The organism is Metabacillus arenae (assembly GCF_014773385.1).
In the GTDB taxonomy this organism is placed as follows: Bacteria; Bacillota; Bacilli; order Bacillales; family Bacillaceae; genus Metabacillus_D; species Metabacillus_D arenae.
The window spans coordinates 156,555-171,400 of record NZ_JACXAI010000005.1 but is presented as its reverse complement, the minus strand read 5'-3'; the positions used below and the strand labels follow the sequence as shown (position 1 = coordinate 171,400).

13 protein-coding genes and 2 pseudogenes are annotated in these 14,846 nt (G+C 42.6%); 11 read left to right on the top strand and 4 right to left on the bottom strand.

Annotated elements, in window-relative coordinates:
- Positions 1 to 5: 5 nt before the first annotated feature.
- Positions 6 to 1,250 (bottom strand): tetratricopeptide repeat protein, encoded by a 1,245-nt coding sequence (locus tag IC621_RS26365; RefSeq protein WP_224752344.1) that lies wholly within the window; start codon positions 1,248 to 1,250, stop codon positions 6 to 8.
- A 1-nt stretch (position 1,251) separates the two neighbouring features.
- On the bottom strand, positions 1,252 to 1,953 hold the full coding sequence (locus IC621_RS06230; RefSeq protein WP_191156794.1) for a DUF4915 domain-containing protein: 702 nt from the start codon (positions 1,951 to 1,953) through the stop codon (positions 1,252 to 1,254).
- A gap of 380 nt (positions 1,954 to 2,333) precedes the next feature.
- On the opposite strand from IC621_RS06230, the gene IC621_RS06225 reads away from it, so the two are divergent.
- From IC621_RS06225 to IC621_RS06200, 6 genes and pseudogenes are all read left to right on the top strand, one after another.
- Positions 2,334 to 2,477, top strand: coding sequence for a hypothetical protein (locus IC621_RS06225; RefSeq protein WP_191156792.1), 144 nt, complete (start codon positions 2,334 to 2,336; stop codon positions 2,475 to 2,477).
- A gap of 142 nt (positions 2,478 to 2,619) precedes the next feature.
- A pseudogene (locus tag IC621_RS27140) lies at positions 2,620 to 2,730 on the top strand (adenylyl-sulfate kinase); the annotation flags it as partial.
- Between the two features lie 252 nt (positions 2,731 to 2,982).
- Entirely contained in the window at positions 2,983 to 4,326 is a 1,344-nt protein-coding gene (locus IC621_RS06215; RefSeq protein ID WP_191156789.1) for a phenylacetate--CoA ligase family protein, read from the top strand.
- Positions 4,327 to 4,359: 33 nt separating this feature from the next.
- Positions 4,360 to 5,595 (top strand): phenylacetate--CoA ligase family protein, encoded by a 1,236-nt coding sequence (locus tag IC621_RS06210; protein WP_191156787.1) that lies wholly within the window; start codon positions 4,360 to 4,362, stop codon positions 5,593 to 5,595.
- Positions 5,596 to 5,667: 72 nt separating this feature from the next.
- Positions 5,668 to 6,510: pseudogene (locus IC621_RS06205) on the top strand (bifunctional 3-deoxy-7-phosphoheptulonate synthase/chorismate mutase); the annotation flags it as partial.
- 56 nt (positions 6,511 to 6,566) lie between these two features.
- Positions 6,567 to 7,163, top strand: coding sequence for a 4-hydroxybenzoate synthetase (locus IC621_RS06200; RefSeq protein WP_191156783.1), 597 nt, complete (start codon positions 6,567 to 6,569; stop codon positions 7,161 to 7,163).
- 118 nt (positions 7,164 to 7,281) lie between these two features.
- On the opposite strand, the gene IC621_RS06195 is transcribed toward IC621_RS06200, so the two are convergent.
- Positions 7,282 to 7,587, bottom strand: a complete 306-nt coding sequence (locus IC621_RS06195) for a hypothetical protein (protein WP_224752343.1) — start codon at positions 7,585 to 7,587, stop codon at positions 7,282 to 7,284.
- A gap of 234 nt (positions 7,588 to 7,821) precedes the next feature.
- Positions 7,822 to 8,040, bottom strand: coding sequence for a hypothetical protein (locus IC621_RS06190; protein ID WP_191156781.1), 219 nt, complete (start codon positions 8,038 to 8,040; stop codon positions 7,822 to 7,824).
- A 170-nt stretch (positions 8,041 to 8,210) separates the two neighbouring features.
- Between IC621_RS06190 and IC621_RS06185 the strand changes: the two genes are divergently transcribed.
- The 5 genes from IC621_RS06185 (at position 8,211) to IC621_RS06165 (ending at position 14,819) form a co-directional block, all read left to right on the top strand.
- The gene (locus IC621_RS06185) at positions 8,211 to 8,609 is read left to right on the top strand and encodes a hypothetical protein (protein ID WP_191156780.1); all 399 of its coding nucleotides are present in this window, start codon (positions 8,211 to 8,213) and stop codon (positions 8,607 to 8,609) included.
- Positions 8,536 to 8,772, top strand: coding sequence for an N-acetylmuramoyl-L-alanine amidase (locus tag IC621_RS06180; RefSeq protein ID WP_318153010.1), 237 nt, complete (start codon positions 8,536 to 8,538; stop codon positions 8,770 to 8,772). The genes IC621_RS06185 and IC621_RS06180 overlap by 74 nt, the downstream gene beginning before the upstream one ends.
- A 90-nt stretch (positions 8,773 to 8,862) precedes the next feature.
- Positions 8,863 to 9,672 (top strand): CPBP family intramembrane glutamic endopeptidase, encoded by an 810-nt coding sequence (locus tag IC621_RS06175; RefSeq protein WP_191156903.1) that lies wholly within the window; start codon positions 8,863 to 8,865, stop codon positions 9,670 to 9,672.
- Positions 9,673 to 10,259: 587 nt separating this feature from the next.
- Positions 10,260 to 12,983, top strand: coding sequence for an MBL fold metallo-hydrolase (locus tag IC621_RS06170; RefSeq protein ID WP_191156776.1), 2,724 nt, complete (start codon positions 10,260 to 10,262; stop codon positions 12,981 to 12,983).
- Between the two features lie 378 nt (positions 12,984 to 13,361).
- The gene (locus tag IC621_RS06165) at positions 13,362 to 14,819 is read left to right on the top strand and encodes a YdiU family protein (RefSeq protein ID WP_396652980.1); all 1,458 of its coding nucleotides are present in this window, start codon (positions 13,362 to 13,364) and stop codon (positions 14,817 to 14,819) included.
- Positions 14,820 to 14,846 lie beyond the last annotated feature (27 nt).

Below are 14,846 nucleotides of genomic sequence, written 5' to 3'. Positions count from 1 at the left end.
ATGGACTAGCGCCGTCCTTTCTGATTCAGCCGATTGCGAGGAGTTTCTTCTTTCTTTTGCTGCTCCGCCCAGCTCAGGAGCTCGCTCCCGGCGGCACGAACGGCCTTTCTTATCAAAATTGATGTGGGGCTCTCAGTGTTCGGTATATGCTCAACAGCGGGTTTCCCTTCCAAAGATTTAAGCTTTAGCTTGAGGAGATGCAGAAAATCAGAATCCTGCGTTTCGTTCGTCAGCCTCCTCCAGCACATAATCGCAGCCTGATTTCGACCGATCCGGCAATATACTTCGCCAAGTTCGTAGATAAGCTTCAAGTAATTATTGGTCTCAAGGAAGCCTTCTTCATGCATTTTCTGATCGATGAGAAAGGTGTAATCTTCAATCACCGTGTGGGCCCGGTGGAAATATTTTTCAGGCAATCTATATGCGGCTCTGCCTCGCAGCAGTCGGATCCTGCCATTCTGAGGGGCGGCACTTACCGCTCCATCAAGAATCTTCAGGCCTGCTTTCGAACCCTTCAATCTACTCAACGGTGATGTCTTATCCCGAGCGATTAGCATCATGGTGATGCCATAGTATGCATCCACAAGCGGGTGGCCCGGATAGTCGGATCGCGCCCTTTCCACCAACTGCTGCATGTCTTGAACGGCCTTTTTATTGCCTCCCAAGGCGTCCTTGTGTAATGGAATAACCTGCTCAAGAAAAATCTCGATATCCTTCTCGCTTTTTTTTTCCAATTGTCTATTCGACTGGGTTAATTGCTGCAATACTTCATTCGCTTCGCTCAATTTTCCTGCATTTTGGTAAGCAGCGCTTAAATCCTCTATAATTTCCCTTACTTGCTTATTAGTAAGGTAACTAGGATCTTCTTTATAACGATCCAGCAGGAAGGAGAAGTCTTCGATCGCCGTCTGTGAGCAATGGAAGAAGGATTCTGGCAGTCTCAGACATACATTCGCACGCAACAACCGAATTTCCTTCTGGTTCGGGTCCATGGAAATTGCTTGATTCAATGAATCTAGTCCTTCCTGCGCTTTATCCGCTTTTTCCAGAGGCTGAACAGCATCTCGTGCTAATAGCACAAGAGTGCTACCGTAATAGGCTTCAATTAGAGCATTGTCGGGCTCGGTTTTGCGAAGCTTTAAGAAAATCTCATAGGCGTTTTTCACCGCCTTATTATCTCCGTCTACGCCTTTCATAAGAACCCTTTTTCCTTCCTCGAATTGCTTCATAAATGTGTCGTTTTTTTTCATTTCAATTTTCCCCTCCCAATGAAATAATCGGGTCAAGAACAAGAATCTGATACACTTGTTGCGCTGGCAATGATACAAATCGAGAGATTCTAAATTCGGGATTGTAGACATAGATTCCGCCATCCAAGCAGCAATTCGAGAACTCATGAGGGATTCGTAAAACATGCCGCATCCTGCTCTGACCGATAAAGATCGTATCGTCCGTTATTGCAAGTCCGCGTGTAAAACCTGGTAGTTGAATTGGCGCTTCGTCCCCGGTTATGACACTGAACGACATAGAGTCGCAATAAGATAGTTTGTTTTGATGCACCATTATCGAATGAGGCATATACAAACTCTTTACGACGACATGATTCGCCGGGTCTATGTCGAGGTGTTGACGGGGATGAAAATCGGTCAAATCAATCGCGACAATCCCACCGTTTTTATGAATTGGCTCCAGATACCATTTACCATAGGGAGAAAACATAGAAACATATAAAGTACGACCATCCAACCAAATGTCATTAATATGATGAACGTCTTTGTCCGCAGAATTGAATCGAATCTCCCCTATTCGGGTGAACGTATCGGTCTCATAGCATCCGATCGCATTAATCGCCGTTTCCACAACCAAAACAACATTATCATTAAACTTAACGATGTCGTGAAAATCGAGTTTCAAGTGTTTCGTTTTCTGGATGACTTGGAATCTCTGGTCCATAGTAATGATTTGATTATCGTCGGACGTTACGAATAATCGATCCTTAACCAATGTCATTCCCGAACAACTGCCGGTGTATAGCTTCTCCAAAGCGTTATTTTTAAAGTCTAACAAAAATAATCCACCCTGATCTGAACCACTGGCTGGACAGCTTATTAGAAGACGTGTATTCAGATATTGAAAGTCTTGATCATTCTCCAAGCCGAATAACAACACGGATTAACCCCCTCCTTAAAATAAACATTTGTGCTAATTACGATATGTATGGTTTATATGAACGGTTTAGATGGAATACTCACATTTTAATAAAATGTGTTTTTGTCCGAATCAAGTCTGACTTTCCTTGCATTTCATAAAGAGTAAAGGAAGGAGTGGAGAACATGAATGATAGAAAGCTAAATAAAAAAGAGAAAAAAGTAGAAAAAGTAAAAGAGAAGTTGGCAAAAAAATCGAAGAAAAGCAGGTTAAAGATAAAAGCAAAAAAGATAAGAAAGTGCAAAAAGATTGAAGCAAGAAATTATTAGAGCTGATCAAAACTATCTAAGGAAACAATTCGTAGTATATCCGAGGCTGCAAAGCTCTTTATAGAGCGGGAATGGTTACGCCTTTTTGCAAGGACCGTGCCCTCACACATTCTTTACTTCTTGAAGGTGATTTAATCAATTTTATGTGACGTGTTCGCTCGGCGAATGCGAAAGACGGGAACCTAAAGGTCTTGATAAAAAGGTCAAAGCAGGTGAAATCCTGGGAATTTATCGGTATATCCTATCTTTATGAATCCTAGATCACAAGAGACCTTTATAGAAACCGATACAAATGGCAGGAGATTTCGCCTGCGCAGATTCTGTACGGCTTTACATTTCTATAACTTTATTTTCAAAGAGACGCAATGATAGTTGTCCGTTGGGATCTCCACAATCGATATTAGGCTTCAGGTGGTCGTAAGATGTTGTCCTATCTCTATCTCAGGGCCATTGGTACATTCTGTATAGGCCGCGTTATTAAGAATACATGGAAAGGAGGATTTAGATGAAGTTTCAAACTCATAAGATGTCAGTTTCCATTGACGAACATTCATCCCATCTAGAACAATTCAAGGAATTTTATAAGCAATTGGATGATGAAGGAAAAACCATTGAAATACTTCCTCATCAAAAAATAGAAGATTATCAGTTAAAAGCTGTTAACGCCACTCTTGCTCATGTGTGGAACCGAAATGAATACTACCGTTCGACATTGAAAGAGGCAGGCTTCACAGTGCCTAAAATCGATAGTTTAAAACAATTAGCTTCCGTACCGATGCTGAAGAAAGATGTCATTAGAGGTGATAAAGAAAAGATATTATGCGTCGATTCGAAAGAAATAGGCCAAGTTCACCTTACTAGCGGCACATCGGGTAAGCCAATATATACCTCTTACACATTAGCTGATCAATATGTATACGATCTGCTGCCGAAGTATTTGGAGCTGTTTAAGGAGTCGGACGATGATGTCGCGGCAATTGCGCTGCCTTATGAATTTGCACTGCCCGGCCTTGGATTTCAGCGATTATTTCAATTTGCGTTTGGTACGATGGTTCTTTCGCTTGGCAAAGGCGGTTACATGGCTCCTATCGATAAGTCGTTAGAATTAATGAAGGAATTTCAAGCCACTGTCCTTACTACAACCCCTTCTTACGCAGCACTCTTAGCAGAAGAAGGCGAGAAGTTTGGTATAAAAATTGGGGAAGATATTCGCCTGAAGAAAATATGGCTTACTGGCGAAGGATGCTCTTCCCCCTTCCGCGAACGGCTGGAAAAGTGGTGGGGATGCGAAGTCTCGTTCTTCTACGGCTCAACCGAGTGCGGAGTTGTCGGTGTAGAATGCAGTAAGCATAAAGGGTATCACGTCATGGAAGGGCATGTGAAAGTCGAAATCGTTGATCCGGTTTCGGAGGAAGTGCTTCCGTACGGTCGAACGGGAGAAATCGTTGTGACGACGCTGCTGCGTGAAGGAATGCCGATGGTGCGCTACCGGACCGGGGATCTTGGCAACTTACAAAAATCCAAATGCGATTGCGGAATTACAATGGACGTTATGCAGCTTAGAGGCCGAATGGAGCATATGCTGCGCTTGGGCACCGAAGACTATTCTCCATTCTTGATCGAGCACTTTCTCATGGAGATTCCCGAAGTAGGTTTATGGTATCACCTTAAGATGGATCAAGGAGTACTCACAATCGAAGCCGAGAAGTTTCGGACAAAGCTAAGTGACGAGCAATTGGCGGCAAAAATTCAAAAGCATATGGCTGATCGGATTGGGATACATTGCGAAGTCGTAATCAGACACGATATTCCTCGTACGTTCGGCAAAGCGACCAGAGTATTCAATTAGCTATAAACAAAAAACGAGAGAGGAGGTGCCTTAATGAGTGACATCGATAGAGAGAGGGCGCGAAAGTTTCAGGAGATGTATGTGCGAATTCTAAAATCTCCTTTGTACAAGAGGAAATTATCGGACTATGCTTTAAACGGCATTGAATTGAGTCACATCCAGACACTTCCGTTAACGACAAAGGGAGATCTGCGGAAAGCCGGCATCTTCGGTCACCTCGCCGTCGATATGAAGGATATCGCTCAATACCACGAATCGACCGGCACGACCGGGGAGCCCTCCGCTGCCTGGTTTACGCAAAAAGATTTGATGAATGGCGGAAGACAATTGATGGAATGCGGTGTGGGTTTGACGTCTGAAGATCTGGTGCTGATCCGCTTTCCTTACGCAATGGCGCTGCCTGCATTCTTAATGCAGCATGCAGCTTGGCAGACAGGAGCTGGGGTCGTTCCCGCAAGCGGACGTACTGTAGTTACCCCTTACCCCAGAGTGTTAAGCCTGATGAAAAATCTTTCTGTCACGGTGTTGGCGGGACTCCCGCGTGAGATGGAACTGCTGGCCGAAACAGCTCGTCTCGGCGGTTCTGAGCCGAGCAAGGACTTTCCGGCTCTGCGCGCCATATGCGTTGCTGGTGAATTAATGAGCGACAAGCGCAGGGAGCATATAGAAAAGCTGTGGAGCGTGCCTGTATTTAATATGTACGGTTCGACGGAAACTGCCAATATCGCTACAATGTGCGAGTATGGCACAATGCATATCGTAGAACAAGATTTTTTCGTAGAAGTACTGAGTGAGGACGGTTCAAACCCCGTCGCTTATGGAGAAAGAGGGTTTGCGGCAATCACGACGCTTTCCCATCAGGGTTCTCCTCTGCTGCGATACTTTAATGAAGACATTATCTCTGTAGAGCCCTGTTTATGCGATTGCGGCCGGGCTGGAGCCAAGCTGGTTCATTACGGCAGAAGCAAGGATCGAATCCGTTTCGGAAATATCGTCCTAGATGCAATGGATATTCAGGAAGCCGTATATTTGTTGTCTCCTGCTCCGGATGCTTGGAAAGTGCTAGAGCAGGAAGAGGGGCTGCACATTTTACTAGATTCGCATGATTCCGGGAAATGGTCGGAGGAAAATGTCAGTTCTCGATTATCTTCTCGACTTCAAGTGCCGGTCACAGTTGAAATCACTACGTTGCTCGATCGTGTCGATCTCATAAGTAACGTTCCATCGATAAAGCCTGTATATATCAAAAAGCGAAGTAACGGCGCATAGAAATAGATCCATTGAATTCGGGTAGCATAACGATAATTGGTTAGGAGGATTCCCATTAATTAGACTGAAAGAAAGGAATTGTTCATCATGAACGATAAATTGCAACAAGAGAAATCACTGCTTCTCGTAAGCCGCCACCATAAAAGCGAGGATACGATTATTAATATTAAGCAAGCAGTGATCGGTGGTTCTTCGCATATGCTGATCGCAGGTCCCTGCTCGATCGAATCGAGAGATCAGCTCTTAACGGTTGCTTCCGCTTTAAAGAAAGCTGGCTTAACGGTTTTACGCGGCGGGGCGTTCAAACCGAGAACTTCTCCTTACGATTTTCAAGGGCTCGGTGAAGAGGGATTAAAAATTATGAAGGATGTGGCGGATGAAATCGGAATGGTGACAGTCAGCGAAATTATGAGTCCCGCTCAAATCGATACAGCCGCCCGTTATATCGATATCTTTCAAATAGGTGCGCGCAACATGCATAACTTTGACCTGCTGAAAGCAGTCGGACAAACGCAGAAGCCCATACTACTGAAACGCGGCCTTTCCGCTACTTTGAAGGAGTTTATGCTCGCAGCAGAATATATTCTGCATCAAGGGAATAACCGGGTCATGTTAATCGAACGTGGTATACGCACTTTCGAGCAAGCGACTCGCAATACGCTTGATATTTCTGCTGTTCCCATCTTAAAGCAGGAGACCCATCTTCCAGTGCTAGTGGATGTCAGTCATTCTACCGGGCGGAAAGATATTCTGCTGCCTTGTGCAAAGGCAGTGCTTGCCGCTGGCGCCGATGGGATTATGGTTGAGGTGCACCCGAATCCTCCGGCCGCTCTCTCCGACGCGAAGCAGCAAGTCAACATAGATGAGTTTTATGCGTTCTGGAAGGGGCTCTGCGATTCCGGTTTGTACCATTAACTTTCAGGTAACTGCCCGAAGAGAGTCGCGCACTATTGTCTAATGGAGGTGAGAGTTTGATAGACTCACAGTTTGAGCGAAAGAGGTCGGATGTTTTACACGGATTGATATTCGACTTTCTATTAGTAACGGATGGACGGACAACGGATTTGCTGGAAATGCTGTTGAACGAAAAAATTATTGTACAAGTGATCCGGCAAGAACAGATAGGTGAAGAGGATACAAACCTGATGGGTGAATCCTCGGGAGGTCCGTACTATATTCGAGAATCGCTTTTGATCGGCGAGAAAAGTCGATTTGTCGTGTCACACAACATTGCGCTTGTATATTCTAAGCATGTACCTCCCGCTTTGTTCGAGAAAATTGCGCATCGACAAGAGGGAATTGGAAAAGCGATCAGCTCACTCGGAATGCGTACATTCCGAAAGGTGGCCGATTCTGGATTCATGAACGAAGAGGAAACGGTCGATCTTTTTCAACAGCCGATCAAGATACACTTTCCTAATTTGCAAAAAAAGGTACCTTACAAAAGATACTTCATTTATTTTGGAAGTAAACCGGGGATTCAGATACTCGAATATTTCCATCCAAGCATCATCGGACACCGTTTACAGCAAGGGATGGCGAAAGAGCAATCGAACAAAGAAGAATAAGGTTCTAAGGGAGTAACTGATCAATGGGTGGCTTTACAGGGAGAAACGCATCCCTTAGGTCAGCCATTGCTTTTGAATATGCAGGCCTCAGCAGTAAATGATATGCTGACAGGCTTCTTTATTTTTTTCTCGATTTTGCTTTCATTTGTTCGACGATATCGACTCCGGAGTCGACCATTTGTTCACCAGCATATTGTACGCCCTTCTTTACGGCTTCGAATAATTTTCCTGCAACGATATCGACGGGTTGATCACGATCTTCTAAGGCTTTAATAATTTCTTGCTGGGTTACGTCTGCTCCGTTTTTGACCGCCGTCGTGTAGTTCGCAGTAAAGTATCTAAATCCGCGATTGATTTCGCGAAAAATTCTCGAAAACTCTTGATTTTCCCTTGACAACTGCTTCACCTCCTTACGATACTTCATTTAGCCATTCTCGACTCTTTCCCTTTCCTCGTTCAACATACCTTTGCAATATTCCGCTTCCTGAAAAACGATCGACCTGTTGATACGCTTCACAAAGTTTGTAGATCATTCTACGTTGCCGTGGGATGCTTTCGTTATCGAGCATCCAGCCAGACGCAATTGTGTGAATATGCGGTTTGCTTTTCGAATGGAGTCTACATTTCCTGCTGCCCCTTCATCATGAACTGAATCGCTTCAGAGCCTCTGCTCGTCGGATTCGGCTTTCAACGTGGCCGCAACCTCGTCATCCTGCATCGGAATGGAATCAATCGTTCCCGTTCGTTTCTTGTCGTACCAAGATGTAAACAATGCAACGATAACGCCAACCACAAGTACGAAAACAAACACCCCGCATAAACTCATTCCCAGAATGAATAAGGTTTTATCCCTAAAACCCATATTACTTGTTTTCATTCTCCTTTCACTCCTACCTTATAAGAATAGTTCAGTATATGAATAAATACCCTAGATCATATAGGTAATGGACCATTATTCGGTGAATTCCACTTTAGTCCAATCCAGATTCGCTCACTCACATAAACATATAAAGAGTCATCAAACATATAAAAGGAGGTTCCCAATCAATGGATCATATTCAGAGGAAAACTGATTCTAATCCGGCCGCAGATGAAGAAGCACTTTCGACAGTTTCGAAACAGGAGGGCGATTTGGAGTGGAAGCGGTTTATCCAAAAAGAGTTAAAGAAACTAGAAAATCAGGAAAAGGATGAAGGGAAAGAAGACTCGGAGAAGACCTCATCGGCTGAGACTGAGTTTAATTTCAGTTCCCTTATCGAGAAGATACCTCTAGAAAAATTGATCGATTCGGCAGTACGAAATTTTAAGAAAAAGATAGAATCGGAAAAAACAGACAACAAACCAAAAAAGGAGAAAAAAGAATCTAATAAGCATGATTATAAATATGAAGATGATCAGGAAGAAGAAACATACAGGCCAAGGAGGCGCCGAAAAAAAATATATTAGAAAAACCAAAAGAACGAACCGTGGAGTTAAAAAGGGTAATCTCTACATGACAAACGTATCTAACCATTTCCCTTCTGTTTTGGTTGAAGGTGGATTTATGACGAATAAAGAAGAAGCAACACTCATAACCGTTTACCATAAGCATTGGATTGAATCTAGTTAAGAAAAAAGCCCTTCCTATTGGAGGGACTTATTTTAACGGGTTATTTTCAAAATAGATCGATAGCGACTAAGAGAAGGTGCATCACGATTGATGAAGGAAGCACTTTTACTTCATTCCACTGTTTTACGAAATATAGCGTCATTGTTCTTATTTGGGATACTTATTATCATTTTACAAACAAATCACTACCTGCTGATGAGTGTTTGGGGAATATGCGCATGGTTATTTTTCTTCAATAAATCAATGAGATTTTTTATTTTGACAACGACGGCTTTTGGAATCGGATTCTTTCTATATGGCTATGTGAACTCGCATTGGATCACCCACCTGAATCCTGAGGGATTGCTCATCATACTTAATAGGTTGTCGTTGATTTTTCTCATTCTTCCGTTAACAGCCATATCGCTTATTTATAAACTTCCTTTCATGCGATATTGGCAAAGCCCGCAATGGGGTGAGTTGGTTCGCGTACCGTTTATTTTGTCAGGCTTCCATCACACGAAGGTAAGTGTATTTCTCTCCATTGCGATGATGATAAATCTTATTGCTTTTATGCCATTTATTGTGAACAATGGTTGGGCATACATCCAGGAAATATGGTGGTTCATGCTTATTTTTTCAATTATTAACTCCGTGCTTGAAGAAATCATTTGGAGAGGCATGCTTCTAAGTCGTTTTTCTGAGCACTTTGGCAATCGATGGGCGATAATGATAACGAGCATAGGCTTTGGGCTGCAGCATTATTCCCTTGGATTCTCTTGGGGTGGTTGCCTTGTATTCACTTTGGGAGGGCTGTTTTTCGGTGCTATTACAGTCAAATCAAAAAGTATCATTCCTGCAGTAATATGGCATATGTCAATCAATGCCCTAATGGTTCTTAGCGGAATGATAGTAAAATAAACCAATGTATGGATATCCCTCGCCAAATGAAAGGAAAATCTGAAGACCAACGTGAGAAAGAGCCTGTCCCAAAACGAAAGGAAGACATAACTTAGGCCTATTCCATCGCGATGATACCTGAGGACGTTCATTATGAAAGAGTGACTCTCAAGGGATCGGAATTAAATTCATCCCGTATTTCCTGAGTGACAGGGGGACAGAATATTAGTCTATCTTCACCAGTATCGTCAATTTCCCGTTCATCAAAAAATGTTATCCAGACAGGGATTAATGAGAGCTTTTTTCTTAATACGGTTACCCCCTCCGATCGAAAATTTAATTTTCATTTTACGAACTAATACTTAGCAAGGTATAGTTTAACAATACCTTGCATGCAGACAGCGTGCAAAAACATAGTTCTGCTCCTGAAAGACCGGATATTTTTCAGAAGGGTTGTTAACTAACTTTTATGCATTTGAAACATTTTAGATATAATAATAATAGAAAATTAGTTTCAAAAACTGCTATAGACTATCAGTCGCATAAGCACTAAAGCTAACTCTGAAGGTATAGTTTATGAATAAAAAAGCTTTGAGGGGGAAATAACGGTGAAAGTTAGTGTTTTGGGAGGCGGAAATGAAGTAGGTGCCTCTTGTTTACATATTCAAATAGCGGGTACGAGTCTGTTAATTGATGCTGGGATGAGAATGAATGGTGACGATCCGCTTCCTGCACTTGGTATGCTTGAAAGCCTTGATCATCCGAAGGCAGTACTTGTTACACACGCCCATGCCGATCATATTGGCGCCCTGCCCATCATTCATTCCCTTTACCCGAATATACCAGTATATGCAACGCCGCCTACAGCTGATTTAATGAAAATTATGATGAAAGATTCATATAAAATATTAGAACAGCGATGCAGAGAAACAAATACGTTGCCGCCATATACGGAAGAACAGGTAAAGGATTTGCTTAATTCCATTCTTCTTTTTCCAGCCAGTGGAGAATTACGGGTTGGCAATGTTAAAATTAGAAGCTTTCGTGCAGGGCACATTTTAGGCGCGGTCATGTTTTTGATTGAAGGAGAAGGTGAAACGATTTTTATCACTGGCGACTTAAGTTTTAAAGCTGGCCGAACCATATCAGGTGCACAAGTACCTCATCATATTCAACCGGATGTTTTGATAATGGAATCAACATACGGAAATAGAGCCCATACAGATCGTAATACAGAAGAAAATCGCCTTGCAAAACACGTTTCAGAGGTTATATCTAACGGTGGTTTTGTTCTTATTCCCGCATTTGCATTGGGACGGGCACAGGAAGTTCTGCTTATCTTACAGGATTATATGGACAAAGGACTTATTCCAGAATTTCCTATTTATGTTGATGGGCTTGTCACTCCAATCAGTAAAATCTATAACAACTATCCACACTTCTTAAAAGGTCCTGTTGCCTATCGAATAAAGAATCTTGGAGATGCGTTTATAAGGGAAGGACGTTGCAGGGCAATCCATTCAAAAGAACGTGAGTCAGTCTTAAGTGGAAAGCCTGGTTGTATTGTAGCTTCATCTGGTATGTTAATCGGTGGTGCAAGCTCTTGGTATGCGGAAAGGCTTGTGTCAAACGAAAAAAATGCTATTTTCATAACGGGATATCAAGATGAGGAAAGTCCTGGAAGGAAACTGTTGAATATTGCCGACGGGATAGAAGATCATATCGAGCTGAATGGGACAAGTTATCCTGTAAAGTGCCTTGTTGGAAAATACGGTCTTTCTGCTCATGCGGATGCAAATGAAATGAATCGGTTTATCCAGACACTGGAACCTACTTATACTTTACTAGTTCATGGTGACGATGAGGCAAGGAAGCAGTTGTCTAATGTCATTGATTCAAAATTTCATCCGCTGCTTGTTGAAAATGGTGAAACATATCCATTTGAAAAACGGAAATCAGGAAAGGGTGTTATCGGGAAACGCTATAAAAATCATGCAAATGCGATCCTAAGGGAGAAAATTGGCAGCTTATTGCTTTATCAAAAGGAAACAGAGGAAACATATCAATTGGCCATTTGCATGAATGTTCAGGAGCGAACGAATACTTTAATCTGTCACACCCTAAAAGGAAAACAAATCAAGTTAGGTCTAGGGCAAATAAAAGAGACTATATGCTATTGGAATCGCTCTATAGATGAGCTGAAAGAAGCTGCAGGCCAAGTGCTTGCCTTCAGCCGTCCATATCTTGAAAGCTTAAACTGGAATATTTTACCGGATGGAAATCTTTTACTTAAAGATATTTTTCAAATCATGCATTTGGATAGTATCAAAAGTCAGTTAGCCGTTTCGTTAGCTGTTCAAAGCCTTCCTGAAAATTATATTGAACGAGTACAACCTGGCATCACTACTTACAAAATCGATCAATCGATAAAAAGTAGATTAACAAAATTAGCTTTACCTATTCAAGGGCTTCAGGTGAATCCCACTTATGCAATGGACATAGCTCGGAATTATATGGCAGGCCATCCACGTTTTATCCGCTGCGGAGTGGACGATCTTGGAACGGAAAAGGAAAGGTTGACAATCTACTTTGACTTTCCTCATGCTGTTTCAGAAAACGAGCGAGCGGAAATGGCAGATACGATAATAAAAGAAACAGGATGGCCTATCCATTTTTCAGAATCGGTTCGACAAGATCTTCTTCAAGAAGAGTTAACAAAGCTATTAGGGAATCCTATACAAACCCCATCCATTCATTTATATGAACGAAAAGTTGTTGTCTCCATCTCAAGGTCAGAAAATACAGACAAGATGGTTGGACAATTTAGAAAAATAACTGGATTTACTCTGCAATTTAAGGGGCAAAATGCGTCAACTCAACAAACAGGGAAAGAACGGGAATTATTCCAATCTAAGACAGTTTCAAAGCGTCTAGAAAATAACCAAGCAATGGAAGAAACGAAGAGATGGGCCAAAGAACGGGAAATAACCATTTATAAAACTAGTATTAAACAAGAAGAAAGTACAACAATCATGGAAGTACATTTTATTTCTCCTGAAATAGCAAAGCTGCATGACATTGAGTTAGAAGAGCTTTCCTACCGGATCGGCATGCCTGTGACTTATGCGAAAAGTCCTAAACAAAATGAAATCATCCGCCTGACAGTACAATTGCTGCCTTCCAGTTGGAATCTCAAGAAAAACCCATCCATCCATATGGATAAAGCAACTGTTTCTATAAAGCTGTCTGACATGCCTGTGGAAGATGAAATAACGATCGTTAGTGAAAAGATAAATCAAGCAACCGGCTACGTATTAGAAGTCAAAGTGTAGAAATGATGCCAAGAGGCAACGAAATACAAACAGTATAAGCAGTTTGCAAAAAGCAGAAGACATTATATCTTCTGCTTTTTTATCGATTAGGAAATTATAAAATCGAATTTAGAACTAAAGATTTACTTACTCGAAGATTCGTATCCTTCCTTCTCTGCCTTACCTAATAAATACAATAAAGCAAAAAGGAAGTAACAGATATCAACTTTACTAAAGGTGCCGTCTTTGTATAAAAACGGTATAATAAATTGACAGAAGTAGACATTAAAAAGGGCTGCAATGTGGTATATGAAATGTAGGTAACTAAAAATAACATAAAATGCTTATGAAAAAACGATTATCCAAAAAGACAAAAGAAGAAAAGGAGAAACTATGACAATGAGTAAAGAAACAGGATGGAACTTTGACAACAGTTATGCTCGTCTGCCGAAATCATTTTTTACGAGCATCAACCCAACTCCTGTAGACTCACCTAAGTTGATCATTTTCAATAATCAGTTGGCAGCAGCTCTAGGTTTGAATGTCCAAGCGCTGCAAAGTGAAGACGGCGCAGCGGTGCTTGCTGGAAACCAGATTCCCGATGGTGCTTCGCCTCTTGCTCAAGCTTATGCGGGGCATCAATTCGGGCATCTTAACATGTTAGGGGACGGCCGGGCTGTGCTGCTTGGCGAGCAGATCTCGCCCCAAGGTGAGCGGGTTGATATTCAGCTTAAGGGTTCAGGTAGAACACCATATTCACGCGGAGGCGATGGTCGAGCAGCGCTTGGACCGATGCTGCGCGAATACATCATCAGCGAAGCCATGCACGGGCTTGGTATTCCTACCACCCGAAGTCTTGCAGTTGTAACAACTGGAGAGTCAATCATCCGCGAAACCGAGCTGCCTGGTGCTATTTTGACCCGTATTGCTGCCAGTCATCTGCGCGTCGGTACCTTTCAATACGCGGCTGGGTTGGGCAAAGTGGAAGAGCTTCGGATTCTGGCCGACTATACAATCAAGCGTCATTTTCCGGACATTGAAGAGAATGAGAACCGATATCTGTCGCTTCTTCAGGAAGTGATCAAACGTCAGGCTGAGCTTATTGCCAAATGGCAGTTAGTTGGCTTTATTCATGGGGTGATGAACACTGACAACATGGCCATTAGCGGAGAAACCATCGATTACGGTCCTTGCGCCTTCATGGATGTCTATGATCCGGAAACGGTGTTTAGTTCTATTGACGTTCAAGGCCGTTATGCTTATGGTAATCAGCCATTGATTGGCGGATGGAATCTAGCGCGATTTGCCGAGGCGCTTTTGCCGCTATTGCATGATGATCAGGAGCAGGCAGTCGAAATGGCCCAGGAAAAGGTATCAGGTTTCACTAAGCTTTATCACTCGCATTGGCTCGGGGGAATGAGAGCAAAACTGGGGATATTTAACGAAGAGAAACAGGATGAAACCCTTATTAATGACCTTCTCAGTATGATGAAGAATCATCGCGCGGACTATACCAATACTTTCCGAGCACTAACATTTGAAAGACATGAGGATACGGATCTGTTTGGAACTTCTGAGTTTACTCAATGGCATGAGCTCTGGCAGGCGAGGCTGGGCAGACAGGAGGAATCGAAAGACTCCGTGAATCAATTGATGCAAAACAGCAATCCTGCACTTATCCCGCGAAACCACCGAGTAGAAGAAGCGTTAGAAGCCGCAGTGGAACAAGGAGACTTCAGCGTAATGGAAAAGCTTTTGGATGTTCTTTCAAATCCTTACGCTCACTCCTCCAAACAGGAAGAATACTGCACGGTGCCTGCATCAACAGCCCCTTACCGTACCTTTTGCGGTACCTGATAGAGAAACTCTTTGTCGTGGATTACT

Bases quoted from the DNA above. Each gene is read 5' to 3' on its own strand.
- IC621_RS06225 (WP_191156792.1), top strand. From the start codon at position 2,334: ATGAATGATAGAAAGCTAAATAAAAAAGAGAAAAAAGTAGAAAAAGTA.
- IC621_RS06230 (WP_191156794.1), bottom strand. From the start codon at position 1,953: ATGGACCAGAGATTCCAAGTCATCCAGAAAACGAAACACTTGAAACTC.
- IC621_RS06215 (WP_191156789.1), top strand. From the start codon at position 2,983: ATGAAGTTTCAAACTCATAAGATGTCAGTTTCCATTGACGAACATTCA.
- IC621_RS06210 (WP_191156787.1), top strand. From the start codon at position 4,360: ATGAGTGACATCGATAGAGAGAGGGCGCGAAAGTTTCAGGAGATGTAT.
- IC621_RS06175 (WP_191156903.1), top strand. From the start codon at position 8,863: ATGAAGGAAGCACTTTTACTTCATTCCACTGTTTTACGAAATATAGCG.
- IC621_RS06190 (WP_191156781.1), bottom strand. From the start codon at position 8,040: ATGAAAACAAGTAATATGGGTTTTAGGGATAAAACCTTATTCATTCTG.
- IC621_RS26365 (WP_224752344.1), bottom strand. From the start codon at position 1,250: ATGAAAAAAAACGACACATTTATGAAGCAATTCGAGGAAGGAAAAAGG.
- IC621_RS06195 (WP_224752343.1), bottom strand. From the start codon at position 7,587: ATGAAGTATCGTAAGGAGGTGAAGCAGTTGTCAAGGGAAAATCAAGAG.
- IC621_RS06180 (WP_318153010.1), top strand. From the start codon at position 8,536: ATGATTATAAATATGAAGATGATCAGGAAGAAGAAACATACAGGCCAA.
- IC621_RS06185 (WP_191156780.1), top strand. From the start codon at position 8,211: ATGGATCATATTCAGAGGAAAACTGATTCTAATCCGGCCGCAGATGAA.
- IC621_RS06165 (WP_396652980.1), top strand. From the start codon at position 13,362: ATGAGTAAAGAAACAGGATGGAACTTTGACAACAGTTATGCTCGTCTG.